This window comes from Allobosea sp. FG18 (genome assembly GCF_057809495.1).
In genome coordinates this window covers 46,718-71,342 of record NZ_JBMDKB010000012.1, presented here as the reverse complement: position 1 = coordinate 71,342, position 24,625 = coordinate 46,718, and the positions used below count along the sequence as shown (strand labels likewise).

Sequence of the window (24,625 nt, the reverse complement as noted above, 5' to 3'; positions counted from 1 at the left end):
CAGGGGGGTGTGACGCTGTTGCATTGCAGCATTCCGCCTAAGCGCTTGCGCTCATGCAGCATTGTCCAATAAATATGCATATAGAGAATTGCCTTAAAAGCAGCCTGCCCTTTTGGACATTGCAGATATCCCGATCGCCTCCCGTGCCTTCCTGGCGCCGATGTCTGGCGTGACCGACATCGTGATGCGTCGCCTGGCGGCGCGCAGCCGCGCCGGGATCGTCGTGTCGGAGATGGTTGCATCCGACGAATTCGTGCGTGGCAGCGAGGAAGCGCGCATCCGGGCCGAGGGCGAGGGCGTCTCGCCGCATGTCGTCCAGCTCGCCGGCTGCGACCCGTACTGGATGGGTGAGGCGGCGCGGCTGGCCGAGGCCAACGGCGCCGATATCGTCGACATCAACATGGGCTGCCCGGCCAAGAAAGTAACGGGCGGCTGGGCCGGCTCCGCCCTGATGCGCGATCTCGACCATGCGATCGCGCTGGTCGAGGCCGCCGTTGCCGCCACCAGCGTGCCGGTGACGGTCAAGATGCGCCTCGGCTGGGACGATGCTTCCCGCAATGCTCCCGAGCTTGCCCGTCGGGCGGTCGATGCTGGGGCGCGGATGATCACGGTCCATGGCCGGACGCGCCAGCAATTCTACAAGGGCACGGCTGATTGGCGGGCGATCGCCGCGGTGCGTGCTGCCGGCGCCTTCCCACTGGTGGCCAATGGCGACATCCACGATGTCGCGGATGCGCGGGCTTGCCTGGAACAGTCGGGCGCCGATTTCGTGATGGTGGGGCGTGCTGCGCTCGGCCGGCCCTGGCTGGTCGGCGCGATCGGCGCGGCGCTCGACGGGCGCGCGTTCCCCCCACTCACTCTGGCCGAGAAGCTCGCGCTGGCCTGCGAGCACTATGAGGGCCTGTTGTCCCTGATGGGCGTGGCGCATGGCGTGCGCCATGCCCGCAAGCATCTGGCGGCCTATGCGGATGACGCCGTTGCCGATGGCTGCGAGCCCGATGCGGAGCTGCGCCGCAGTCTTCTGACGTCTGACGAGCCCAAACAGGTCCTGGTCGCGCTGACCGGCCTGTTCTCGACCGAACGCAATCGCGAAGCGGCCTGACGCCGCAAGGAGCAGCCGATGACGGCGATGTTTGCCGACAAGGGGCTTGGAAGCCGGAGCACCTACCTGCTCGATCCGATCGAGGTCCAGGCGCTGAACGTGCTGCCGATGCCGGTGCTGGTGATCGGCGAGAGCCATGCCGTGCTCTATGCGAACACGGCAGCCGAGGATTTCTTCCAGTCGAGCGCCGCCCTGCTCAAGCGCCAGCGCATCGATGATCTCGTCGCCTTCGGCTCACCCGTGCTGGGGGTGATCGAGGAGGTGCAGCGCCGCGGCGCCAGCGTCAGCGAGTACCGCCTCGATCTCGGCACGCCCCGCCTCGGAACCGATCACATCGTCGATGTCTTTGCCTCTCCCTTGCCCAGCCAGGGCGACGCCGTCGTGCTGATGCTGCAAGAACGAACAATTGCTGAAAAAATGGACAGGCAATTGACCCATCGCGGGGCAGCTCGCTCGATCACCGCGCTCGGCGCGATGCTGGCCCACGAGATCAAGAACCCGCTTTCGGGCATCCGCGGCGCGGCGCAGCTGCTCGAAGGCTCGATCGGCGACGAGGATCGGATGCTGACGCAGCTGATCTGCGACGAGACCGACCGGATCGTAAAGTTGGTCGAGCGTGTCGAATTGTTCGGCGACGAGCGGCCGAGCGAGCGCGACGCGGTCAATGTCCATGACGTGCTCGACCATGTGAAGCGCCTCGCCCAATCCGGCTTCGCCCGGCATATCCGCTTCACCGAGGCCTACGACCCGTCGCTGCCGCCGGTGGCCGGCAATCGCGATCAGCTCGTCCAGGTGCTGCTCAATCTCATCAAGAATGCCGCCGAAGCCATCGGCGAGGGCGCGATCGACGGCGAGATCACGCTGACGACCGCCTACCGCCCGGGTATCCGCCTGCAGGTGCCCGGCTCGTCGGAGCGCATCGCGCTGCCGCTCGAGATCGGCGTGCGCGACAACGGGCCGGGCGTGCCTACTGATCTGGTGCAGCACCTGTTCGATCCCTTCGTCACGACCAAGGCTCAGGGAAGTGGCCTTGGACTTGCACTTGTCGCCAAGGTGATCGGCGATCACGGCGGAATCGTCGAATGCGAGTCCGTTCCGCGCCGGACGCATTTCAGGATCCTCCTGCCCCTGCACCAGCTCAGGTCGGGGCAGGCAACGTAAAGGCCTCAAGCAACACATGCCGACCGGTCACATCCTTGTCGCCGACGACGACGCCGCGATCCGCACCGTCCTGAACCAGGCGCTGGCCCGGGCGGGCTATGAAGTCAGGACCACGGGTCAGGCCGCCACGCTCTGGACCTGGGCTGCCCAGGGGCTGGGTGACCTGATCATCACCGATGTCGTGATGCCCGACGGCAATGCCTTTGACCTGCTGCCGCGCATAAAGCGGGTGCGGCCAGAGCTGCCGATCATCGTGATGAGCGCTCAGAACACCTTCATGACGGCGATCAAGGCGTCGGAACGCGGCGCCTACGAGTATCTGCCGAAGCCCTTCGACCTGAAGGAGCTCGTCGCCATCGTCGGGCGGGCCATGTCGCGCCCGCGCGGCGAGGCAGCGCGCGGCCATGCAGCCGAACCCGAGGACATCCCGCTGATCGGCCGCTCGCCGGCGATGCAGGATGTCTATCGTGCGCTGGCCCGCCTGATGCCGATCGACCTGACCGTGATGATCAACGGCGAATCCGGCACCGGCAAGGAGTTGGTGGCGCGCGCGCTGCACGATTACGGCAAGCGCAAGAACGGGCCCTTCGTCGCGATCAACATGGCCGCGATCCCGAAGGACCTGATCGAGTCCGAGCTGTTCGGCCATGAGAAGGGCGCCTTCACCGGCGCGCTGACGCGCTCGTCCGGCCGCTTCGAGCAGGCCGAGGGCGGCACGCTCTTCCTCGACGAGATCGGCGACATGCCGATGGAGGCGCAGACGCGCCTGCTGCGCGTTCTCCAGCAGGGCGAATACACCACGGTCGGCGGCCGCACCCCGATCAAGACCAATGTCCGCATCGTCGCCGCGACCAACAAGGACCTGCGCATCTCGATCGCGCAGGGGCTGTTCCGCGAGGACCTGTTCTTCCGGCTGAACGTCGTGCCGATCCGCCTGCCGCCCCTGCGCGAGCGCATCGAGGACATCCCCGATCTCGTTCGCCACTTCTTCACGCTGGTCGAGAAGGAGGGGCTGCCGCGCAAGCAGGTCGATTCGGAAGCGATGGACGTGATGCGGCAGTATCGCTGGCCGGGTAACGTCCGCGAACTGGAAAATCTCGTGCGGCGCCTGGCCGCGCTCTACCCGCAGGAAACGATCACCGCGCCGATCATCGAGGCCGAATTGCAGCCGGCGGCGGTGGGGGCGGGATACATCGGCAGCCCTGCCGTTTCCGAGCGCGCCGAGACCCTGTCCGGCTCTGTCGAGCGCCATCTCGGCCAGTATTTCGGCGGTTTCGGCGACAATATCCCGCCACCGGGCTTGTATCACCGCATCCTGCGCGAGATCGAGCCGCCCCTGATCGCCGCGGCGCTCGCCGCCACGCGCGGCAACCAGATCCGAGCCGCGGAGCTGCTCGGGCTCAATCGCAACACGCTGCGCAAGAAGATTCGCGAACTCGACATGCAGGTGGTCCGCTCGCCGCGCTGAAACGCGGCATCACCGCCTTGTGAATGTCATATTTTGACAACACCGTTGCGGCGGCGCATCAGTGGCGCCCCGCAGGCGTGATCGGTTCGCGATCCCTGCCATTTCGGAGTTGTCGGAAAACGTGTCTGCGTCGGTCAACGAAGCCAGAATGATGCCGCGCGGCGAGGAGAAATCCCGTCGCGTATCGGGCTGGGTCGGCGGGATCGTTGTCGCGCTGGCTTTGATCTCGGCGCTGCTCACCTTCCTCGTGCTGTCGGGCGCGACGCCGATCGTGCCCGTGCACGAGGTCGTCGTCGGCGTGTTCGTGCTGAACGCGCTGCTGATCCTGGTGCTGATCGTCATCGTCGCCATCGAGGCAGCCGTGCTGATCCGCGCCCGCAAGGCGGGAGCGGCTGCGGCGGGCCTTCATGTCCGCATCGTCGGCCTGTTCAGCATCATCGCCGCCCTGCCGGCCGTGCTCGTCGCGATCATCGCCACCATTACGATCGAGCGCGGGCTGGAACCATGGTTTTCCGACCGCATGCGCGATGCCGTCTTCAAGTCGGTCGAGGTCGCGGATGCCTATGCCGCCAGCCAATGCCGTTCGCTCGGCCGCGAAATCCGTGTGCTCGCCGACGATCTGAGCCGGGCCAAGCCTGCCTTCGACGTCGACCGCAAATGGTTCGAGAACTTCCTTACGACGCGCGCGACAGCGCTGGGACTACCCGTCGCCACGATCATGCAGCCGCCGGACAAGGTGGTCGTGCGTGCCAATATCAACGTGCTGCGCGATCCGCCCATGCCGGATCAGGCCGCCTTCGACGATGCCAAGTCCGCGCCGGAGCCGATCTGCGTCATCCCGCGGACGGGTACCGTCTTCGGTGCCGTGGTGAAGCTTCCGGCCTATGACAACAGCTTCCTGCATGTTGCGCGCGAGGTCGATCCGCTCGCCGTCGAGTTCCCTTCGGTCGCGCGCGGGGCGGCTGTCGAATATCTCTCGATCGATGCGCGCCGAAAGGGCGTGCAGATCGCCTTCGCCTCGATGTACGGGCTGATCGCGCTGATCCTGCTGCTTTCGGCGATCTGGCTGGGCTTGAGCTTCGCCAATGGCCTGGTCGCGCCGATCCGGCGGATGATCGATGCGACGGATCAGGTCTCGAGCGGGAATTTCTACGTTCAGGTGCCGATCCGACGATCCGAGGGCGATCTCGCCCATCTCGGAGAGACCTTCAACAAGATGACGGCGGAGCTGCGCCGCCAGCGCGACAGCCTGGTCACGGCGAGCGAGGTCATCGACCGGCGGCGGCGCTTCACCGAGACGGTCCTGTCCGGTGTCTCGTCCGGCGTCCTCAGCCTCGACAGCGACGGGCATGTCACGACGATCAATCGCTCGGCCGAGAATCTGCTGGGCACCGGCGGGCGCCTGCTGGGCAAGCCGATCGGCGAGGTCGCGCCCGAGGTGGCGGGCTTCGTCACGGAGGCCCTGCAGAACCGGCAGCGCCTGAGCTCAGGTCAGGTCGCCTTCACGCGCGCCGGGCAGGACCGGATGGTCAATATCCGCGCCGTCAGGGAAGGCGAGGGGATCGGCGCCGGGCTCGTCGTGACGCTCGACGACATCACCGACCTCGTCTCGGCCCAGCGCACGGCCGCCTGGGCCGATGTCGCCCGCCGCATCGCGCATGAGATCAAGAACCCGCTGACGCCGATCCAGCTCTCGGCCGAGCGCATCAAGCGCCGGTTCGGGCGTGTCATCACCGAGGGCAAGGACGTCTTCGACCAGTGCACCGATACGATCGTTCGGCAGGTCGAGGACATCAGGCGCATGGTCGACGAATTCTCGTCCTTCGCCCGCATGCCGAAGCCTTCGCTCGCCCGCGAGGACATCGTCGAGACCGTCAGACAGATCGTCTTCCTCTGGCGGGTCGGCAATCCCGAGACGACGATCGCGGAGGTGCTCCCGGACGAGGCGGTGCCGGCGCGCTTCGACCGTCGCCTGATCTCGCAGGCTTTGACCAACGTCATCAAGAACGCCACCGAGGCGATCGAGGCCGTGCCGGCCGAAGAGCGCGGACAGGGCCGCATCGACGTGCAGATGGCACGGCTCGACGACGGCCGGATCGTCATCGACGTCATCGACAACGGCAAGGGTCTGCCGGCGGATCAGCGCCAGAAGCTGCTCGAACCCTACATGACGACGCGCGAGGGCGGGACGGGCCTGGGCCTCGCCATCGTCGGCAAGATCCTGGAAGACCATGGCGGCGGTATCGAATTGCTCGACCGTCCGGACGCTGCCAGCGGTGCGCGAGGTGCGCGCATCCGTCTCTGGTTCCCCGAAACGGGTCCGGCGCAGGACGCTGAGGGCAGCGATGCGGCCGGCCAGCCCGAAAATAGCTCTCGCAACACAGATGATGGGAAGAATGGGATACGCCTATGAGCGCTGACATCCTGGTAGTGGACGACGAAGTCGATATCCGCGATCTGGTCGCCGGCCTGCTGGAGGACGAGGGCTACCGGACCCGCAAGGCGGGCTCCGCCGACGAGGCGCTGGCCGCGATCGCGTCGCGCCGGCCGAATCTCGTTTTCCTCGACATCTGGCTGCAGGGCAGCCGGCTCGACGGCCTGCAGGTCCTGGAGCTGATCAAGGAAAACCACCCCGATCTCGCGGTGGTGATGATCTCCGGCCATGGCAACATCGAGACGGCGGTCTCGGCGATCAAGAGCGGCGCCTATGACTTCATCGAGAAGCCGTTCAAGGCCGATCGGCTGGTGCTGGTCGCCGAGCGGGCGCTCGAAGCCTCGCGGCTGCGCCGCGAGGTCCGCGAGCTCAAGACCCGCTCGGTCCAGGCCGACCGAATCGTCGGCCGTACGACGGTCGTGAACCAGCTCCGCCAGACGATCGAGCGCGTCGCGCCGACCAATGCGCGCGTGCTGATCACCGGCGAGCCCGGCTGCGGCAAGGAGCTGGCGGCACGCACGCTGCATGGCGCTTCCACGCGCTCCAGCGGGCCGTTCGTCGTCATCAACGCGGCGACGATCACGCCCGAGACGATGGAAGAGGAGCTGTTCGGGGTCGAGGGCGGAGACGGGCGCGGGCGCCGGATCGGCGCGCTCGAGGAGGCCCATGGCGGCTCGCTCTATATCGACGAGATCGGCGACATGCCGCGCGAGACGCAGAACCGCATCCTGCGCGTGCTCGTCGACCAGAACTTCCAGCGTGTCGGCGGTGCGACGCGGGTGCATGTCGATGTCCGCGTCATCTCCTCGTCGAGCCGCGACCTGGCGCAGCTCATCGCCGACGGACATTTCCGCGAGGATCTCTATCACCGCCTCAGCGTCGTGCCGATCAAGGTGCCGCCGCTGTCGGAGCGGCGCGAGGACGTTCCCGAGCTGATCGAGTTCTTCATGGAGCAGATCTCGATCGCCAGCGGCCTGCCGAAGCGCCAGATCGGCAGCGACGCCATGGCCGTGCTGCAGTCGCATGAATGGCCGGGCAACATCCGCGAACTGCGCAACAATGTCGAACGCCTGATGATCCTGACCAAGGGCGATCCGACGGCCGAGGTGACGATCGAGATGCTGCCGGCCGAAGTCGGCGCGATGGTGCCGACGACGCCGTCGGGCTCCGGTGGCGAGCGCCTGATGAGCCTGCCGCTGCGCGATGCGCGCGAGATCTTCGAGCGCGAGTACCTGATCGCGCAGATCGCCCGCTTCTCCGGCAATATCTCGCGCACGGCCGAGTTCATCGGCATGGAACGCTCGGCGCTGCACCGGAAACTGAAGTCGCTCGGCGTCGGCTGAAGGCGCGTCGATATACGACAGCAGCTGTTAGCAGCCACCTTTGTCATTCCGGGGCTTCGCGGAGCGAAGAACCCGGGACCCACGACCGGGCGAGCCACCGGCAACGGGAGACAAAAGGTCTCACCCGGTCGTGGGTTCCGGGTTCGCGCCCGTGGCGCGCCCCGGAATGACAAGGGTGGTGCCGGAGCCAAAGCCAAGCCAGGAAACGGTGTTAGGCGCGCCACGCATGCCCATTTGCGCGCTACGCAGGCGGCATGCGTCTAAAGTCGGCAATGCTGCACTTGCGTTGTGGGCGAAGACGACGATCTAATGGAGCATCGGTGTTCCGACGCTGGTGGAATGCGCCGCCGGCCTGAAACGGAACGAATTGGATCGCTGGATTTTAATCCGATCGGCGATCCCAACAACAGGGACTACCCATGGCCGCCGAGCGGGCACAGAACCTTCAGGACACTTTCCTCAACCATGTGCGCAAGCAGAAGATTCCGCTGACGATCTTCCTCGTCAACGGCGTCAAGCTGCAAGGCGTCGTCACCTGGTTCGACAATTTCTGCGTGCTGCTGCGCCGTGACGGTCATTCGCAGCTGGTCTACAAGCACGCGATCTCGACCATCATGCCCGGCCATCCGGTGCAGCTGTTCGAGCCCGAGGAAACGGACAAGAACTGATTTGGCGACAAGCCACAAGGACGACAAGGATCGGGCGGCCACGCGTGTCACAGGCGCGAAGCCGCTCGACGAGATCGAACGCGAGATCGCGGCGAATACGCGCGCCTATGTCGTGGGACCCTATCTGCAGAAGCGCGGCATCGCGGTCGATGCCAACCAGCGTTCCTTCGCGGCGCGGCTGGACGAGGCCGTCGGGCTCGCGGCCGCGATCGACCTGACCGTCGTCGAGCCGGTGCAGGTGCTGCTGACGGCGCTGCGCCCGGCGACCTATCTCGGCAAGGGCAAGGTCGAGGAGCTGGCCGAACGCATCAAGATCGAGGAGATCGGGCTTGTCGTGATGGATTGCGCCTTGTCGCCGGTCCAGCAGCGCAATCTCGAGAAGGCCTTCGGCTGCAAGGTCATCGACCGCACCGGCCTGATCCTCGAAATCTTCGGCCGGCGGGCGCGCACCAAGGAAGGCGCGCTGCAGGTCGAGCTTGCGCATCTCAATTACCAGAAGAGCCGATTGGTGCGGTCCTGGACCCACCTTGAACGCCAGCGCGGCGGCTTCGGCTTCCTTGGCGGCCCCGGCGAGACCCAGATCGAGGCCGACCGGCGCATCATCCAGGAGCGGATGACCAAGATCGAGCGCGATCTGGAGAGCGTGAAGCGTACGCGCTCGCTGCATCGCGCCAGCCGGAAACGCGTGCCTTATCCGATCGTTGCGTTGGTCGGCTACACCAATGCCGGCAAGTCGACGCTGTTCAACCGGCTGACCTCGGCGGAGGTTCTGGCGCAGGACATGCTCTTCGCGACGCTCGATCCGACGGCACGCGCGATCAAGCTGCCGCATGGCGCGCGGATCATGCTCTCCGACACGGTCGGCTTCATCTCCGACCTGCCGACCCAGCTCGTCGCCGCCTTCCGCGCCACGCTGGAGGATGCGATCGAGGCCGATGTGCTGCTGCATGTCCGCGACGTCGCGCACGAGGATACGCAGGCCCAGGCCGCCGACGTGCAGGCGATCCTGCGCGACCTCGGCATCAACCCGGACGATGGCCAGCGCGTCATCGAGGTCTGGAACAAGGCCGACCTGCTCGACCCGGCCGAGCGCGAGCGCCAGCTCGGTATCGCGACGCTCCGGCCCGATGGGTCGCGCCCGGTTCTGGTCTCGGCGCTGACCGGGGAAGGCATCGAGCGGCTGACCCGCGCGATCGAGACCCGCATCGCGCATAGCCGCCCGGTCTACACGCTGGAACTCGTTCCCGGAGACGGCAAGTCGCTGGCCTGGCTGCATGCCAATGGCGAAATCCTCCAGCGCGAGGACGGCGAGGATGGCGCGCTGAAGCTCGTCGTGCGTCTGCCGCCCGAGCGGGAAGGGGCGTTCACGGCGCGCTTTCCCGAGGCTCTGCGGCAGGGATAAGCCCTGCCGCGGCTAGCCGGCGGCCTTCTCCCGCTGCTTCACCGCCTGCCAGAGTGCCTCCATCTCGTCGAGGCTGGCCTCTTTCGCGGTCCGGCCCTCTGCCTCCAGGGCCTCCTCGATGCCCTTGAACCGGCGTTCGAACTTGGCGTTGGCGGCGGCGAGGCAGCCTTCCGGGTCGGCACCGGCATGGCGGGCGAGATTGGCGACGACGAAGAGCAGGTCGCCGATCTCCTCGTGGATCGCAACCTTGTCGCCGCCGGCAAGCGCCTCGTCGATCTCGGCCGTTTCCTCACGGATCTTGTCGAGCACGAGGCGGGCATCGTTCCAGTCGAAGCCGACGGTGGAGGCGCGGGCCTGCAATTTCCAGGCGCGGGTGAGGGCGGGCAGGGTGTGCGGCACGCCGGCCAGGACGCCGCGCTCCTCGGTCTGCGGCGGCAGGCCGGCCGCCTCGCGCGCAGCCGCCTTGGCAGCCTTCTCCTCGGCCTTGATCCGGTGCCAGAGCGTCTTCACCTCGGCCGGGGAGAGATCGCGCGCATCGCCGAATACATGCGGGTGCCGGCGGATCAGCTTCGTGGTGATCGCCTCGACCACGTCTGGAAAGGCGAAGGAGCCCTCCTCCTCGGCCATGCGGGCATGGAACGCGACCTGCAACAGCAGGTCGCCAAGCTCATCCTTGAGGTCCAGCTTGTCGCCGCGGGCGATCGCGTCAGCGACCTCATAGGCCTCCTCGACGGTGTAGGGGGAGACCGAGGCGAAATCCTGCTCCAGATCCCAGGGGCAGCCGGTCTCCGGCGTGCGCAGCGCAGCCATGATTTCGATCAGGCCGGCGATCTCGCGAGAGGGCTTCAACGCTTTCATGTCTCCGTGAATGCGGGTGGAGCCTTGCGCGAAGAAGCGGGAACCGGTTTTTCGCTGAGGCAATGCGCAAAACTTTGATAATCCTCCTCCCATGATTCAAGCCACCCCGTCCATCGCGATCGACGAGAGCGAGATCGAGGAGAGTTTCGTGCGCGCCTCCGGTCCGGGCGGTCAGCACGTCAACAAGGTCTCCAGCGCGGTACAGATCCGCTTCGACGCGCGCCGCTCGCCATCCCTGCCCAACGATGTCGCGATCCGGCTGATGAAACTCGCCGGCAGCAAGCTGACGCAGGAGGGCGTGATCGTCATCGTCGCCCAGACGCATCGCAGCCAGAAGCGCAACCGCGAGGAGGCTGTCGAGCGTCTGCTGGAACTGATCCGCGCAGCAGCTGTGCGCCCGCAGATCAGGCGTGCGACGAAACCGACCAAGGCCTCGAAGGAACGCCGGCTCGCCTCGAAGGAGAAGCGCTCCGGCGTCAAGGCCGGCCGGCAGAGACCGGCTTCCGACTAGCATGACAGAGGAAGGCGACAGGCGGGGGCAGGGTGCACGCCCCGCCCGGGCACCGCGGCGGATTACGCCAGACTATCTCCAGCGGGCGGCGATGCATTACCTCGAACGTTACGCCGCGCCGGCCGCGCAATTGCGCCGGGTGCTGGCGCGAAAGATCGCGCTGAGCTGCCGCCACCATGGCGAAGACCCGGCAGCGCATGCGGCTGCGCTCGAGGATGTCGTCTCGCGTTGCATCGGTTCCGGGCTGGTTGACGACCGGCGTTTCGCCGAGGCGAGGGCTGCAACGCTCAGGCGCCGCGGTCGCTCGGCGCGGGCCGTCGCGGCGACACTCACCGCGAAAGGCGTGGGCCGTGAACTTGCGGCACGCGCCAGCAGCGTCGGCGACGCGGAGGAGCTGGCCGCCGCCCGGAAGGCGGCGCGGCGCAAGCGGCTCGGCCCATGGTCGCGCGGTGACCGGGCAGCCAGCCGCCAGAAGGACCTCGCAGCCATGGCGCGAGCCGGCTTCTCGATCACCATAGCCCGTGCCGTGATCGACGGTGCAGCAGACGAAGATGCGAACGGTGGCGCGCTGACCTGACGGTGTGGCGCGCGGCGTTTCAGGTCGGGATGCAACGTTGCTTCGTCGCGCTCCACACTCCGTCCTGGCAGGGCACGGTTGCGAAGTCCGTGAGGAGGCTCACCGCCAGCAGGGCGGCAAAGGCGGTCAGCGCGACCGCCAAGCCGATGACGACGAGCCTCGTCATGCTCCATCCCTCTCGCATCAGCGCGCGAATTCAAGCCGATGCGGCACGGGAAGAACGGTCACGGACGCCGGTCTCACTCCAGCTTGACCTGCGCCTCCTTGACGACCTTGCCCCAGCGCTCGACCTCGGCCGTGACGAACTTGCCGAAATCCTCTCCGCTCAGGGTCGGCATCGGCGAGCCGCTCTTCTTCCAGACGGCCTCGATGGCGGGCATCTTGAGTGTCTTCTGCACCTCCTCGCGCATCTTCGTCACGATCTCCGGGGGCGTGCCCTTGGGCGCCCAGAGGGCATACCAGGTCGAGACCTCGAAGCCCTCCAGGCCGGCCTCCTTGGCTGTCGGCACATCGGGTACGGCTTCGGAACGGGTCGGCGCGGCGACCGCGAGCGCCCGCAATGCGCCGCTCTGGATCTGGGCGGCCGAGGAGCCGAGACCGTCGAACAGCAGGTCGACCTGGCCGGCGACCGTGTCCTGCAAGGCGGGGCCTGCGCCGCGATAGGGCACATGGGTCAGCTTCGTCTTGGTCGAGATCTGGAAGAGTTCGCCGGCGAGATGATGCGTCGTGCCGTTGCCGGCAGAGGCATAGTTCAGCTTCTCCGGGTTCTTCCGAGCGAAGTCGACCAGTTCGGCCACCGTCTTGGCCTGGACCTTGCCGGGATGGACGACGATGACCTGCGGCGGCTGGGCGATGACCGCGATCGGGATGAAGTCGGTCTGGATGCTGTAGTCGAGCTTCGGATAGAGCGCCGGCGCGATGGCATGATGCGCCGCTCCGACGAAGAAGGTGTAGCCGTCGGGCTTGGCCTTCGCCGCGGCCGAGGCGCCGACCGTACCGCCGGCACCGCCGCGATTCTCGATGATGATGCGCTGGCCGAGCTGCTGGTCGAGCTGGGCGGCGAGGGGCCGGGCGAAGGCATCGGTGCCGCCGCCGGCCGGGAAGGGCACGATGAAGGTGATCGGCCGCTGCGGCCAGGTGTCGGCCAGTGCCGGCGCCGCCGCCAGCAGCACGAAGGCGGCGGTCGCGAGGATCAAGTCTCGTTTCGTCGTCATTGTTGATGCGTCTCCCTTGATGCGGCGCTTGTCGGCCCCTGCCTTCGTGGCGTGCAGGGTTCAGGAGAACAGGAAGGGGCATCCGGTCGCGCCGCTACGCGGGGATATGCCGGGCGCGGCCGATGCAACCCGAATGCGTGAAAGCATCCTCCGGCCCGTGGCGGGGCTGGAGGCAGGTTCGGTTCGGAGGCCGGGCTTTGCGCCAGCCTCCGAACCATGGACGGCGATCAGCTGCGATACCAGCTCGCCAGGTTCCAGGTCGTCACCTCCCAGCCGGAGATGTCGGGCGTCAGGTTGTTGATGGCAGCGCCGACGACCGTGCGCGACAGGACCGGCAGGATGACGTTGGCCTCGCAGAAGATCTCGTTGACCTTGATCAGCAGCGCGGCGCGCTTGACCGGGTCGAGCTCCTTCTGGGCGGCCTTGTAGGCCTTGTCGGCTTCCGGGTCCGAGTAGCGCGAGACGTTGCGGCCCAGCCACTTGTTCTCCTTGCTGGCGATCTCCCAGGAGACGAGCTGGTTGAGGAACCGCTCCGGATCGGGCTGCGGCTGCGTCGTGGTGTACATTTCCATGTCGCAGTACAGCTTGGTGTAGGTGTCGGGGTTGGCGACATCAGACGAGAAATACACCGATGCCGTGACCGACTTCAGCTCGAGCTCGATGCCGGCGCGCTGGCAGGCCTGCTTGATGATGGCCTGGGTCTTCTGGCGTGGGGCGTTGATCGAGGTTTGGAAGACGTATTTGAGCTTCTTGCCGTCCTTCTCGCGGATACCGTCGGCGCCCTTCTTCCAGCCGGCATCGTCGAGGATCTTGTTGGCCTTCTCGATGCTGAACTCGTATTTGAGCTTGGTCGACTTGAACTGCTTGGGTTCGTTGACGAAGCTCGCGGTCGCGACGCCGCCGCGGCCATAGATGAACTTCTCGATCGAATCGCGGTCGATCAGGAGGTTCATCGCCTGGCGCACGGCCGGGTCGCTGAGCGAGGGGTGCTTGGTCTTGACGCTCGAACGCTCGCCGTCGACCTCGGTCCACGGATCGGTCGTGTTCAGGATGATGAACTCGACGTCGCCGCCCTTGACCGCCACGACCTTGCCGCGGCCGCCGGCTTCCATACGCTTGAGGACCTCGTCCTCGACCTGCAGGTTCCAGGCATAGTCGTATTCGCCGGTCTGGAGCACGGCGCGCGCAGCAGAAACCGCGTCACCGCCGCCCTTGACCTCGAGCGTGTCGAACTGCGGCTTGTTCTTGACGTGGTAGTTCTCGTTGCGAGCAGCCAGCACGATGTCGCCCGGCTTGAAGTCGACGAACTTGTAGGCGCCGGTGCCGACGGGCTTCAGGTTGGCCGGAGCCTCACGGGACTTCGCGCCCTTGTACTCGCCGAAATGGTGCTTCGGGATGATCATCCCGGCGACGCCGACGAAGGGGTCAGCCCAGAACGGGGTCGCTTCCTTGAAGATCACCTTGATGGTGTGGCTGTCGATCTTCTCGACCTTGATGTTGGCATAGGAGCCGGTGGTGTAGGCGGCCGTCGCCGGGTCGGCGGCATATTCCCAGGTGAAGACGGCGTCATCGGCTGTGAACGGCTTGCCGTCATGCCATTGCACGTCCTTCTTCAGCTTCCAGATCACTTCCTTGCCGTCGGCGGAAAGACCGCCATTGGCCTTGCTCGGGATTTCCGCGGCGAGCTGCGGAATGAGGTTGCCTTCCTTGTCCCAGCCGGCCAGCGGCTCGAAGAAGATGCGCGAGGCGATCTGGTCCTTGGTGCCCGAGGCGAAGTGTGGGTTCAGCAGCGTCGGAGCCTGCCAGAGCAGGATCTTGAGCGGCCCGCCGCCGCCGGCCTTGGTCGGCTTGTAGCCGTCGGCCGGCTGGGCCATCGCAACGTCGTTCCAGGCGAGGATCTGGGTCGCCATCGGCGCCGTGATACCTACGGCCGCCATCTTCTGGATGAAGCATCGTCGCGACAACGAGCCGTCCTTCACACCCGCGACGAGGCCGCGGATTTCCTGTTCCTTCATGGGTTTCCCTCCACTTTTCAGCAAACTGGTGCCCCGGCATTCGTTGCCGTGTTTTCGTTGGCGCGTCAGCAATGCATGGCCGGGCGCGGGCGTCCAGTCGGCGAATGGCCGGAGCATGCCGGCAATGCCGGCAATGCGTATCGTCATCCGGCAGGGGTCGCTGCGTCCTAAGATGTCCCGGAGTGACGCGTTGCCGGCGCAAGCAGTCGACCCGATGCAGAGAATGCGCGGATGTGCGCAATTTTACGCTCCGGATTGAATGCAATTTGAGGGTTCCGGCCCGATGGTCTTCCCGCGAACAGTTGGCTGCGGGGTTTGATGTTCACGCGATACTTAACGTTCGTCTTCCTGGTGGGGCTGAGCGCGCTGTTCTTCACCAGCGGACGCTCGGCACCGATAGGCGGCGAGAGCCGGAAGGATCCGCTCAACAGCATCGCCACGGCAGAGCGGGGGGCGGCTCCCGATTCTGCTGGTCCGGTGCCGGGTCGGGCAGGGGCCGAGACCGTCGATCTCGACAGCATCGATGGCGCGTCGTTCGGCGGCTACGATCACAATGGCAGCGTGATGTGGACCGCGTTGGCCGACGGTTTGATCGTCTATGCCGAGCCGAAGGCATCGATTCGGGATGTGGTGAAGCCGGGCAGCGTGCTCTTCCGCGGCAGCCCGTTCCTGCAAGGCGGGCGCCTCGAAGGCACCGCCTACGCCTTCAAGAAGGGCTGCGCGCCGGCGCCTTATGCGGTGCGCGGCGGCTATTCGCGTGACAACGCCACGATCACGTTGCGCGGTGCTGGGCCAGTCAGGCAGGGCTGCGAGGTCGTGGGCTATTCGGAGAGAAGCCCGCACGCGGTGTTGAAGTTCACCAGCATGATGAGCCCGTGACGCTGAGGCGGGCGCGCGACCATCATGCTTCCGCTGTGGCCGGAATCTGAGGAGATGGCGGAAGCGGTGTCCGCATTAGTGTGTTTTCGCTGATTGTCTGCTCTTGCTGATACTTGTCGATATATGACGTAAAATCAGAGATTTAGCTGCGTTTTCAAATCAGATTGCTATCTTCTCGGCTCATTCAATCGAGCGCCCTCGTTAGGGCTGGGGCCGTCAGCGACAGCTTGTGGGGGGCAACCTCGGTCGCTTCGCAACTGCCTCCCGGGCTTCTGGAAACGGCGCGGACGGCATTCACCGCGGGGTTCAGCAGCGCGGCGATGTTCAGCGCCGCGAGTGTCGCCATTCTCGCCGTTCTGGCCGCCGTTTCATTGCGGCGCATTGGTGCCATCGAGGGCGGCGGATAGCACCATTTCCATGCGCCGATCGCCGGCCCATGGCTAGAGCCGCGGAACCGCCGCGAGCAGGCGGCGCGTATAGGCATGCTGCGGAGCGTCGAACACCGCGTCGGCCGGTCCTGTCTCGACGATGACGCCATCCTTCATCACCGCGATCCGGTCGCTCATGTGCCGGATCACGCCGAGGTCATGGGAGATGAAGAGCATCGCCAGCCCGAGCCGATGCTGAAGCGCGATCAGCAGATCGAGCACCTGCGCCTGCGTGGTCACGTCGAGCGCGGACACCGGCTCGTCGCAGATCAGGAGATCGGGCTCGCTCGCCAGCGCCTGCGCGATCGAGACGCGCTGCCGCTGGCCGCCCGACAATGTCGCCGGCCGCCGGTCGAGGACCTCCGTCGGCAGGTTGACGAGCCGGAGCAGCTCTTCGACACGCGCTTGCCGGTCACCCTTGCCGAAGGCGGTGTGAAGCCGAAGCGGCTGCTCGATGATCCGCCGGACGGTATAGCGCGGATCGAAGGAATTCAGCGGGTCCTGCACGATCGTCTGGATATGCCGGCGCAGTGGCCGGCGCTGGCGCTCGGACAGGCTGCTCCAGGCCGAGCCACGGAACAGGGCCTCGCCCTGGTCAGGCTTTCGCAATGCGAGCGCGACCTTGCCGATCGTGGTCTTGCCTGAACCCGATTCTCCGACGATGCCGAGGGTCTCGCCGGGAAACACCGTCAGTGAGACGCCGTCGGCCGCGCTGGTCACGCCCCGATCCGGGCGGGTGAACCGCACCGCGATATCGCGCAGCGCCAGGATCGGCTCTCCTCCCTCGGGCTGTTGCGGCTTCCCTGGCCGGGTCCCTTGCGTCGACAGCCAGCGTCCGCGTGTCGCGGCGCTCGGCACGGCCGACAGAAGGCGCTGCGTATAGGCATGGCGCGGCTTCCGCAGGACCTCCCGCACCGGGCCTGTCTCGACCAGCTCGCCGTTCTGCATGACCGCGATACGGTCGGCGAGCTGCGCGGCCACCGCCAGATCATGCGTGATGAGCAGAATGCCATGCCCGGCCCTGGCGAGCGCCTGGAAGACGTCGAGGATCTGCTGCTGGATCGTGACGTCGAGCGCCGTGGTCGGCTCGTCGGCGATCAGCAGCCGCGGCCTTGCGGCCAGCGCCGAGGCGATGAGCGCCCGTTGCCGCAGCCCGCCCGAAAGCTCGTGGGGGTATTGCGCAGCCCGGACAGCCGGGTCGGGAATGCCGACGCGCGCGAGCAGGGTTTCGACCTCCGCGCCGATTTCCGTGCGCGGAACCAGTCCGTGGGTCAGGAGCGGCTCGCCGACCTCCCGGCCGATCGTCCGCAGCGGATCAAGCGAGACCAGTGCGTCCTGCAGTACGAAGCCGATCTCCTGGCCCCGGATCTTCGACCATTGCCGCTCCGTGAGACCGTTCAGGGAATGGGTCTCGCCATCATGGCCCGAGAGGCGCAGTGTCCGGGCGCGCTGCTCTGCGCCCGGACCTGCCAATCCGACGAGTGCGCGGGCGGTGACCGATTTGCCCGAGCCGGACTCGCCGACGATCGCGAGGATCTCTCCGGCACCGATGGTGAAGGAGATGCCGCGCACGACCTCCCGCGGACCCTGCCGGCCCGGGAAGCTGATATGCAGGTCCTCGACGTCGAGGATGGTGGAGCGGGCGGCCGGCGCGGCCCGGACGAGGTCATGCAGCCCGACGAGCTGGACGTTCATGGCTGGCCTCCCTGTGAAAGCAGGAGCTGCAGGCGGCGCCCCAGGATCGTGATGGCGATGACCGAGGCTGCGACGACCGTTGCCGGCAGGAAGCTGATCCACGGTGCGGTATCGAGGAAGTTGCGCCCATCGGCCAGAAGCGCGCCCCATTCGGCGGCGGGCGACACCACGCCGAGCCCGATGAAGCTCAGGGCCGACGCCGAAAGCACGGCATTGCCGACGCCGATGGTGGCCAGGACGACGAGCGGCCGTATGGCATTCGGCACGACATGGCGGGCGATGATCGCCGGCGTGGCCTCGCCGAGCGAGACGGCATGCTCGACATAGCCGGACTGCCAGACGCGCAGCACTTGCGAGCGCACCAGCCGGGCATAGCCCGCGATGCTGGAAAGCCCGACGGCGAGGAGGGTGTTGGTCGGCCCCCGGCCGAGCACGGCGATGATCAGCAGGGCGAGCAGGATTTCCGGGAAGGCCAGCAGGATATCGATCAGCCGCACGAGCAGGCGCTGCAGGATGGGCGGGGCAAGGCCCGCCGCCGTGCCCAGGAGCACGCCGCCGGCGCAGCCGATCAGCGTCGCGCCGAGGCCGATGCCCAGCGATTGCGAGGTGCCGTGGATGACGCGGGTGAAGACGTCGCGGCCGAGCTGGTCGGTACCGAACCAGTGGGCGAGGCCGGGCGGCAGCAAGATCGCATCGGTATCGACGGCGTCAGGCGCCAGTGCCGTGAACCAGTGCGGCACTGCGGCAGCAGCCACGAGAAGCAGCACGAAGGCGAGGGGGGCGACGAGACCCGGTGCGCGCCAAGCATGCCCGGCACGCCCGCCGCCGTTGCGAACACGCGCGACGATGTCGAGGGCGAGGCTCATCGCGCGGCCCTCCGCAGCCGTGGGTCGATCAGCAGGTAGAGGGCATCGACCGCCAGGTTGATCAGCACCGAGACGAGAGCCGACAGCATCACCAGCCCGAGCAGCAGGGGCATGTCGCGCGTCTTGATCGCCTGCAGGGTGATCTGGCCGATGCCGGCCCTCCCGAACACGGTCTCGGTGAGGATCGAGCCGGCGAGGACGCCGGCGAAGAGCGTGCCGGTCAATGTCGAGACCGCGAGCGCGGCATGACGCAGCGCGTGGCGCAGCAGCAACTGCGTCTCGCTAACGCCGCGTGTCCGTACGGTCAGGGCGAAAGGCTGGAGCAGGGCTTCTTCCAGCCCGTCGCGCAGGACCTGCCCCAGCAGGGCCGCGAGCGGCAGGCTCAGCGCGATGGCAGGAAGTACGAGGGCGCGGAAGCCTTCGCCGCCGATGACCGGGAACCAGCCGAGATAGAAGCTGAAGACCGTCAGCAGCAGGAGGCCGACCCAGTAGACCGGCGTACTCAGCACGGCGAGCTCCAGGCCGGCGAGGGCGGTTCGCAGTCCCTTGCGTCGTCCTGCCGTGGCTAGCGCATTGACGAAGGCGAGCCCGAGCGCCAGCGCCATCGCGGTGCCTGCAAGCTGCAGCGTCGGCCCGGCCGCCTCGCCGATGACCTCGATGACAGGCTGCCGGTATTGATAGCTCTCGCCGAAATCGCCGAGCAGGGCCTGGCCGATGTAGCGCAGGTATTGCACGGGCAGCGGCTGGTCGAGGCCGAACTGCCGGATCAGCGCCTCCCGCTCGGCCGCGTCGACGACGTTCTCGCCGCCGGTGAGGACCGCGACGGGGTCGCCGGGGATCGCCTTGACGGCGACGAAGGTGATCGTGGCCGCGCCCCAGAGCACGGCGACGATCACCCCGAGGCGCCTGAGCCCCGCGGGCAGGGCGTTAGCGAGCCAGCCAGGCATCGTAGAGGTTCGGCTTTGCATTCGTCGCCCAGCTGACGCCCTGCAGCTTCTTCGAGGCGCCCAGCTGATAGGCGACGACGTAAAGCGGCACGGCATAGGCCTGGCCGATGATCTCGGCCTGAGCCTGGCCGTAGAGGCGCTGTCTCTCCTCGCCGGAGGCGCCGATCGCCTTGGTCAGGATCTCGTCGAGGCTCTTCACCCGCGCATTATTGGCGCCGTTCGGCGGGATATAGGCCGAATGGAAGACGGTCCGCAGGATGTCCGGTTCGGCTCGGACATAGTAGAGCGAGGTGAGATCATAGTCGTTCGCAGCCGTGCGGGCGGTGTATCCGCCGGCATCGACGGGATCGAGCTTGAGGTCGAAGCCTGCTTTCTTGACGGAGAACTGGACCGCCTGGGCCACGGTCAGGTCCGAGGCGCTCCACGCGGCGGCGTCGTAGACAAAGCGGAGGCTCAGGCGTTCGCCGCCCTTCGAGCGGATGCCGTCGCCGTCCTTCGCGGTCCAGCCGGCCTCGTCGAGCAGCTTCGCGGCCTTCTGCTGGTCAAAGCCCCATGTGCTCGCGATCTTCGGATCGTAATAGAGCGTCGAAGGGCCGAAGATGTTATCGGCTGCCTTGAGGCTGCCGAAATAGGCGGCCTTGACCGCATTCGGCGCATCGATCGCGCTCTGGAAGGCCTGACGAACCCGGCTGTCGGCGAAGGGGCCCTTGCTCGTGTTCAGGAACAGCGAGCGGTTCACGCCGGGGTTTTCGCGCGTCACGACCTGAAGGCGGCTGTCGCCCTGAACGGAGCGGAAATTCGCCGGCGGTACCTCGTCGATCGCCTGCACCTGTCCGCTGCTGAGCGCGCCGAGGCGAACCGAGGATTCCGGCAGGTAGCGGAACACGATGGCATCGAGATGGGCCGGGCCCTGATGCGCGGCATAGCCCGGTCCCCAGTTGTAGTCGGCCCGCCGGGTGAGCCGGCTGCCGCTGCCCTTGGTGAAGCTCTCGAGCAGGAAGGGACCGGAGCCGACGACGGTGTTGGTCGTGCTCTTAGCCTCGCGCAGATATGTCGGCGACTGGATGCCCAGATAGGGCAGGCTCAAGCCCTGCAGCAATGGCGCGAAGGCCTGCTTGTAGGAGATCACCACCGTCGCGGCGTCGGGCGCGGCGATGCCGGCCACCGGACCGAGCAGGGACTTCGCATAGCTCGATGTCGTCTTGGGATCGAGGATCCGCTCGAAATTGAACTTGACCGCCGCCGCGTCGAGAGGCGTGCCGTCGCTGAAGGTCACGCCGCGGCGAAGATGGAAGGTGTAGATCGTATTGTCGGCATTCACCTCCCAGCGTTCCGCCAGCCAGGGCGTGAAGCTGTTATCCTCGGCTTGGCCGACGAGGGAATCGACGAGGTTGCGGGTGATCAGCGCCGTGATCGAACTGCCGGTGATCGAGGGATCGATGATCGCGGTGTCGCTCGCCAGGCCGAAGGTCAGCGTGCCTCCGGCGACGGGCTTTCCGCCCGCCTGGTTGTCGGTGGCGAGGGCAGGGGCTCCGGCCGCGAGAAGGGCGATGGCTGCAATCGCCGCACGCAGATGAAGGCGCCGCGCCGTGGCTGCTTCTCGGGCGGTTTCTTGATGCTGTGGCTGGAGCACGCAGCGGGACGGGGAGAGTTCGGCCCGGTTCATGGAAGTACCTCGGGATGAGTTGGGGCATCGGCGCGGGCCAGCGATGGCCGCGGCCTGAAGCCCTTGGCATGTCGGAAATCGATGGTCGGTCGGGGTGCGCGGCGCCGCCGCTGCGCTATTCGCAGCGGCGGCGGCGGGGCTCGCCGGTGCGCGTCCAGTGCAGGAACGCCGACAGGCGCAACAGGGCGTGTACGATGACATTGAACGGGATGAGCATGGGCCTTCCTCAAGCAAAGGAGCCCACGGCAATGCGCGTGGTGCTTTTAGCATTGGTGACGCGGTGCAAGCTGCTCCAACAAATCCCGCGATCGGCATGATTTGACCCATGTCGATGGTAGTAATCATCGTTTGGCGCCAGCTTTCCGTCAATCGAATGTCTTTTCAAATACATTCGGGAACGGGCAAGATTTCGCTTTCGCCGAAGCCGTGAAGGGGTGGTTCGATCTCCGCGGCGGTTGAGAGGACTGCGTCGCGCGAAAGCTGGCTCGCCTCAGGCGCTGCGGGCCAGCGAGACAGCCGGCGGCAAGAGAGGCAGCTCCAGGTTCGAGCGGAAATCGCCTCCGACATAGTCGGTATCGATCAGCGCGCGCCGGCGCAGCTCCGGCAGCAGGCCGTTCAGGAGCAGGTCTTCCTGATCGGGATTGCCGAGCCCGTGGAGGGTGAGGATATCCAGCACGCCGGCCCGGAAGCGCTCCTCGATCGCATCGGCCAAGTATTCGGGCGTGCCCGCGACCGACCAGTGGCCGGTTTCCTGCGCCTCGATGATCAACTCACGAAGCGTCAGACCCTGCTTCGCGTAGCGGCTGAAGATTTCGACGCGCCCGCGGCGCCGGTTGGTGCTGGTGATCTCCGGCAGCAGGCTGTCGGGCAGGGGCTTGTCGAGCGGCAGGTCCGAGAGGTCGATATCGCCGCCGAGCATGTCGGCGAGCTTGAGGCGGCCGAGATCGTAATCGATGCGCTCGTGCTTCTCCTTCAGGCGTCGGGCGACATCCGCGTCGGATTCCCCGATGACCGAATGGAACGAGTTCATCACGAAGGGCAGGTGTTCTCCGCGCCCGAAGCTCTTGGCCCGGCGCCGCAGCTCGGTCACGAAGGCGATCGCGCCGTCCAGCTTCGGCTGCGAGGTGTAGACCACCTCGGCATAGCGCGCCCCGACATTGATCCCCGCTTCGGATTGGCCCGCCTGGAACTGCACGGGGCGGCCCTGCGGCAAAGGCGGTACGTTGAGCGGTCCCTGAACGGCGAAGTGCCGGCCGCGATAGTCGATGCGATGGAATTTTGCGGGATCGAGCGCGAGCGCGCCGGAGGCCTTGCGGGTGACGGCGTCCCTTTCATTCGCATCGTATAAGGCATTCACGACCTCGATGAATTCTGCGGCGCGGGCATAGCGCTCCTCGGGGCTGAGCAGGAGTGCCCCGAAATTCTCCTCGCCGACCGAGGAGGTGACCGCGTTCCATCCGGCGCGGCCGCCGCTGGCATGATCGAGCGTGCCGATCAGGCGCGCCAGATTGTAGGGATGATGGAAGGTCGTCGAAATCGTCGCGACGAGGCCGATATGCGACGTGACCTGGCTCAGCGCAGCGAGCGCGATGAGCGGGTCCTGTACTCCGGCCGTGCCGGCGAGCCCGGCCGGATCGATCTGGAGCAGGTCGGCGGTAAAGAGTCCGGTGATCTTCTCGGCCTCGGCCCTGCGGGCGAGCTCGGCCGCGCGCTTCGCCCCCGTGGCCGGGTCGGCATCGTTTGCAGCGGCGATGACATTGGAGGCGCCCATCAGAGTCTTGAGGCGGCGAGGGGATGACGACATGGCGATGTCCTTCTTCTGGAATGCGATCGGCTGCGCAGGCAGCTTTGGTTCAGGGGTTTTCGGTGCCGCTCAAGGCGCGGGGAGCGCCGGTGCCGCCGCTCGCTCGTCTCGCAGCAGAGGCAGCAGATTCAGGCCCTGGCGCTCGATCTCCGTGAGATAGGGCGTGTCGGACAGGATGAATTGGGTGATGCCGAGATCGCGGTATTTCTTTAGCGAGCTCGCGACATCGGCGGCCGAACCGACGAGCCAGGTCGTGCCCGCGCCGCCGCCGCCGACCTTGCCCGGTGCGGTATAGAGATTGTCGTCCAGCACCTCGCCGCGATCCGCCAGGTCGAGCAGGCGCCGCTGGCCGATCGCGACGAAATTCTGGTGGTCGTGCCAGCCAGCTCCGTTGTTTCCCGCCATGGCTGCGACCTTGGCCTCTGCATCGGCCCAGGCCTGCTCCGTCGTGTCCCGGACCAGCGTCGTGATGCGCAGCCCGAACTCGAGCGGCGCGAGCTCCCGGCCGAGTTCATCGCTCAGGGATCGGAGGCGGGCGATCCGCTGCGCGATCTCGGCGAGCGGCTCGCCCCAGAAGAGCTGGACGTCGGCCTCGGTCGCGGCGACGCGCTCCGCCGCTTCCGATGCTCCCCCGAAATAGAGCCTGGGATGAGCCCTGCCATTTCGCGGCTGCAGGCGCGGTTGAACGGTCGCGTTCGAGACCGAAAAATACGTGCCGCGGAAGCTGACCTTCTCCTGGGTCCAGAGCTTGCGGACGAGCTGCATGAACTCGCGGGTTCGCGCGTAGCGCTGGGCCTGGTCGCCTTCCGCATCGCCATAGGCGGCAAGGTCGTCCTGCCCCGATACGATGTTGATGCGGACGCGCCCGCCGTTCAGGTGGTCGAGCGTCGCCGCGGCCGAGGCCAGATTGGCAGGCCGCCAATAGCCGGGGCGGATCGCGATCAGCGGCTCGAACGTCCTGGTGCGAGCGGCGAGCGAGGCGGCGACGGTGAACGTGTCAGGCCGCCCCCAGCCCGTGCCGATCAGGGCGCCCTTCCAGCCGAAGCGCTCCAGCGCGAGTGCATGGCTGGCCAAGGCATCGAGGCTGTTGTGATCACCCGTGGCGGAATCGCCGCGATGACCGGGCTTCACGTCATTCGGTATGTACCAGAGGAATTCGCAAGCATCTGTCATGGGGCTGCGGTTTGATTGAATTGATCAATGCCGCAGCTTACGAGAATAGTGATTTATGCTGAAAGAGGAGGGGTTTCTTTATTTGGCTGCAAGGGTGGTTGTTTAATCTGTTTGCATTGTTGCTTGGAGATTGCAGTTTTTATGCAGATGATTCTCTTGTAGGGCGCCCTGCCGGAAACGCGCGAGTGCATTCAGAAAGGCTCCGGGCCGGAATCGTGGGACAGGCAGGGGCCGACGTTTATCCAGCTGGCACGATCTGTCAGGTACCGGGGCAGAAATTGCTCTGGAGCCGCCTCGGGAAAGGTCGTTCGTATTCAAAAAGACGGAGTATTTGAAGGCCTTTTTCGAGTAGCCCGCGATAACCTGGCGCCAATCCTGATATTCGAGAGATAGGGCGTTCGTTTCATTGGTATT

Annotated in this window: 21 protein-coding genes; 10 read left to right on the top strand and 11 right to left on the bottom strand. The window is 66.4% G+C overall.

What is annotated here, in order from left to right:
- The first annotated feature begins 112 nt into the window (after positions 1-112).
- From dusB to hflX, 7 genes are all read left to right on the top strand, one after another.
- Positions 113-1,102 carry a tRNA dihydrouridine synthase DusB gene (gene dusB, locus ACODTJ_RS14775; protein WP_454656896.1) on the top strand — a complete coding sequence of 330 codons (990 nt, stop codon included), beginning with the start codon at positions 113-115 and terminating at the stop codon, positions 1,100-1,102.
- A gap of 27 nt (positions 1,103-1,129) precedes the next feature.
- Positions 1,130-2,263 (top strand): two-component system sensor histidine kinase NtrB, encoded by a 1,134-nt coding sequence (locus tag ACODTJ_RS14770; RefSeq protein WP_454658992.1) that lies wholly within the window; start codon positions 1,130-1,132, stop codon positions 2,261-2,263.
- Positions 2,264-2,279: 16 nt separating this feature from the next.
- Positions 2,280-3,731 (top strand): nitrogen regulation protein NR(I), encoded by a 1,452-nt coding sequence (gene ntrC, locus ACODTJ_RS14765; RefSeq protein ID WP_454656897.1) that lies wholly within the window; start codon positions 2,280-2,282, stop codon positions 3,729-3,731.
- 148 nt (positions 3,732-3,879) lie between these two features.
- Positions 3,880-6,144: a sensor histidine kinase NtrY-like gene (locus ACODTJ_RS14760; RefSeq protein WP_454656898.1), complete on the top strand. Its 2,265-nt coding sequence runs from the start codon at positions 3,880-3,882 to the stop codon at positions 6,142-6,144.
- Complete coding sequence (gene ntrX, locus ACODTJ_RS14755; protein ID WP_454656899.1) at positions 6,141-7,508, top strand: nitrogen assimilation response regulator NtrX; 1,368 nt, start codon at positions 6,141-6,143, stop codon at positions 7,506-7,508. The genes ACODTJ_RS14760 and ntrX overlap by 4 nt, the downstream gene beginning before the upstream one ends.
- A 419-nt stretch (positions 7,509-7,927) precedes the next feature.
- The gene (gene hfq / locus ACODTJ_RS14750) at positions 7,928-8,176 is read left to right on the top strand and encodes an RNA chaperone Hfq (protein WP_038365847.1); all 249 of its coding nucleotides are present in this window, start codon (positions 7,928-7,930) and stop codon (positions 8,174-8,176) included.
- Positions 8,177-8,249: 73 nt separating this feature from the next.
- Positions 8,250-9,578 (top strand): GTPase HflX, encoded by a 1,329-nt coding sequence (gene hflX / locus ACODTJ_RS14745; protein WP_454658993.1) that lies wholly within the window; start codon positions 8,250-8,252, stop codon positions 9,576-9,578.
- Between the two features lie 12 nt (positions 9,579-9,590).
- On the opposite strand, the gene mazG is transcribed toward hflX, so the two are convergent.
- A complete protein-coding gene (gene mazG, locus ACODTJ_RS14740) occupies positions 9,591-10,427 on the bottom strand; it encodes a nucleoside triphosphate pyrophosphohydrolase (RefSeq protein ID WP_454656900.1) in 837 nt (278 codons plus the stop codon).
- Between the two features lie 100 nt (positions 10,428-10,527).
- Here mazG and arfB point away from each other — a divergent pair, with 100 nt between their 5' ends.
- Both arfB and ACODTJ_RS14730 read left to right on the top strand, forming a co-directional pair.
- Complete coding sequence (gene arfB, locus ACODTJ_RS14735) at positions 10,528-10,947, top strand: alternative ribosome rescue aminoacyl-tRNA hydrolase ArfB (RefSeq protein WP_454656901.1); 420 nt, start codon at positions 10,528-10,530, stop codon at positions 10,945-10,947.
- A gap of 91 nt (positions 10,948-11,038) precedes the next feature.
- Positions 11,039-11,524, top strand: a complete 486-nt coding sequence (locus ACODTJ_RS14730) for a regulatory protein RecX (RefSeq protein WP_454656902.1) — start codon at positions 11,039-11,041, stop codon at positions 11,522-11,524.
- A 19-nt stretch (positions 11,525-11,543) separates the two neighbouring features.
- Here ACODTJ_RS14730 and ACODTJ_RS14725 read toward each other — a convergent pair whose 3' ends face one another.
- From ACODTJ_RS14725 to ACODTJ_RS14715, 3 genes are all read right to left on the bottom strand, one after another.
- Positions 11,544-11,690: a hypothetical protein gene (locus ACODTJ_RS14725; RefSeq protein WP_454656903.1), complete on the bottom strand. Its 147-nt coding sequence runs from the start codon at positions 11,688-11,690 to the stop codon at positions 11,544-11,546.
- Positions 11,691-11,763: 73 nt separating this feature from the next.
- On the bottom strand, positions 11,764-12,738 hold the full coding sequence (locus tag ACODTJ_RS14720; protein ID WP_488849236.1) for a Bug family tripartite tricarboxylate transporter substrate binding protein: 975 nt from the start codon (positions 12,736-12,738) through the stop codon (positions 11,764-11,766).
- Positions 12,739-12,965: 227 nt separating this feature from the next.
- Positions 12,966-14,753 carry a peptide ABC transporter substrate-binding protein gene (locus ACODTJ_RS14715; RefSeq protein ID WP_454656905.1) on the bottom strand — a complete coding sequence of 596 codons (1,788 nt, stop codon included), beginning with the start codon at positions 14,751-14,753 and terminating at the stop codon, positions 12,966-12,968.
- A gap of 318 nt (positions 14,754-15,071) precedes the next feature.
- On the opposite strand from ACODTJ_RS14715, the gene ACODTJ_RS14710 reads away from it, so the two are divergent.
- Positions 15,072-15,632, top strand: a complete 561-nt coding sequence (locus tag ACODTJ_RS14710; RefSeq protein WP_454656906.1) for a hypothetical protein — start codon at positions 15,072-15,074, stop codon at positions 15,630-15,632.
- A 184-nt stretch (positions 15,633-15,816) separates the two neighbouring features.
- Here the strand turns inward: ACODTJ_RS14710 and ACODTJ_RS14705 are convergent, their stop codons facing one another.
- From ACODTJ_RS14705 to ACODTJ_RS14675, 7 genes are all read right to left on the bottom strand, one after another.
- A complete protein-coding gene (locus ACODTJ_RS14705) occupies positions 15,817-15,978 on the bottom strand; it encodes a hypothetical protein (RefSeq protein ID WP_454656907.1) in 162 nt (53 codons plus the stop codon).
- Positions 15,979-16,072: 94 nt separating this feature from the next.
- Positions 16,073-17,755 carry a dipeptide ABC transporter ATP-binding protein gene (locus ACODTJ_RS14700; RefSeq protein ID WP_454656908.1) on the bottom strand — a complete coding sequence of 561 codons (1,683 nt, stop codon included), beginning with the start codon at positions 17,753-17,755 and terminating at the stop codon, positions 16,073-16,075.
- Positions 17,752-18,621, bottom strand: coding sequence for an ABC transporter permease (locus ACODTJ_RS14695; protein WP_454656909.1), 870 nt, complete (start codon positions 18,619-18,621; stop codon positions 17,752-17,754). The genes ACODTJ_RS14700 and ACODTJ_RS14695 overlap by 4 nt, the downstream gene beginning before the upstream one ends.
- Positions 18,618-19,568 (bottom strand): ABC transporter permease, encoded by a 951-nt coding sequence (locus ACODTJ_RS14690; RefSeq protein ID WP_454656910.1) that lies wholly within the window; start codon positions 19,566-19,568, stop codon positions 18,618-18,620. The genes ACODTJ_RS14695 and ACODTJ_RS14690 overlap by 4 nt, the downstream gene beginning before the upstream one ends.
- The gene (locus ACODTJ_RS14685) at positions 19,549-21,234 is read right to left on the bottom strand and encodes an ABC transporter substrate-binding protein (protein ID WP_454656911.1); all 1,686 of its coding nucleotides are present in this window, start codon (positions 21,232-21,234) and stop codon (positions 19,549-19,551) included. Before ACODTJ_RS14685 ends, ACODTJ_RS14690 begins: the two co-directional genes overlap by 20 nt.
- Positions 21,235-21,724: 490 nt before the next feature.
- Positions 21,725-23,038: an NtaA/DmoA family FMN-dependent monooxygenase gene (locus tag ACODTJ_RS14680; RefSeq protein ID WP_454656912.1), complete on the bottom strand. Its 1,314-nt coding sequence runs from the start codon at positions 23,036-23,038 to the stop codon at positions 21,725-21,727.
- A 69-nt stretch (positions 23,039-23,107) separates the two neighbouring features.
- Positions 23,108-24,211, bottom strand: coding sequence for an LLM class flavin-dependent oxidoreductase (locus tag ACODTJ_RS14675; RefSeq protein ID WP_488849232.1), 1,104 nt, complete (start codon positions 24,209-24,211; stop codon positions 23,108-23,110).
- Positions 24,212-24,625: the final 414 nt, after the last annotated feature.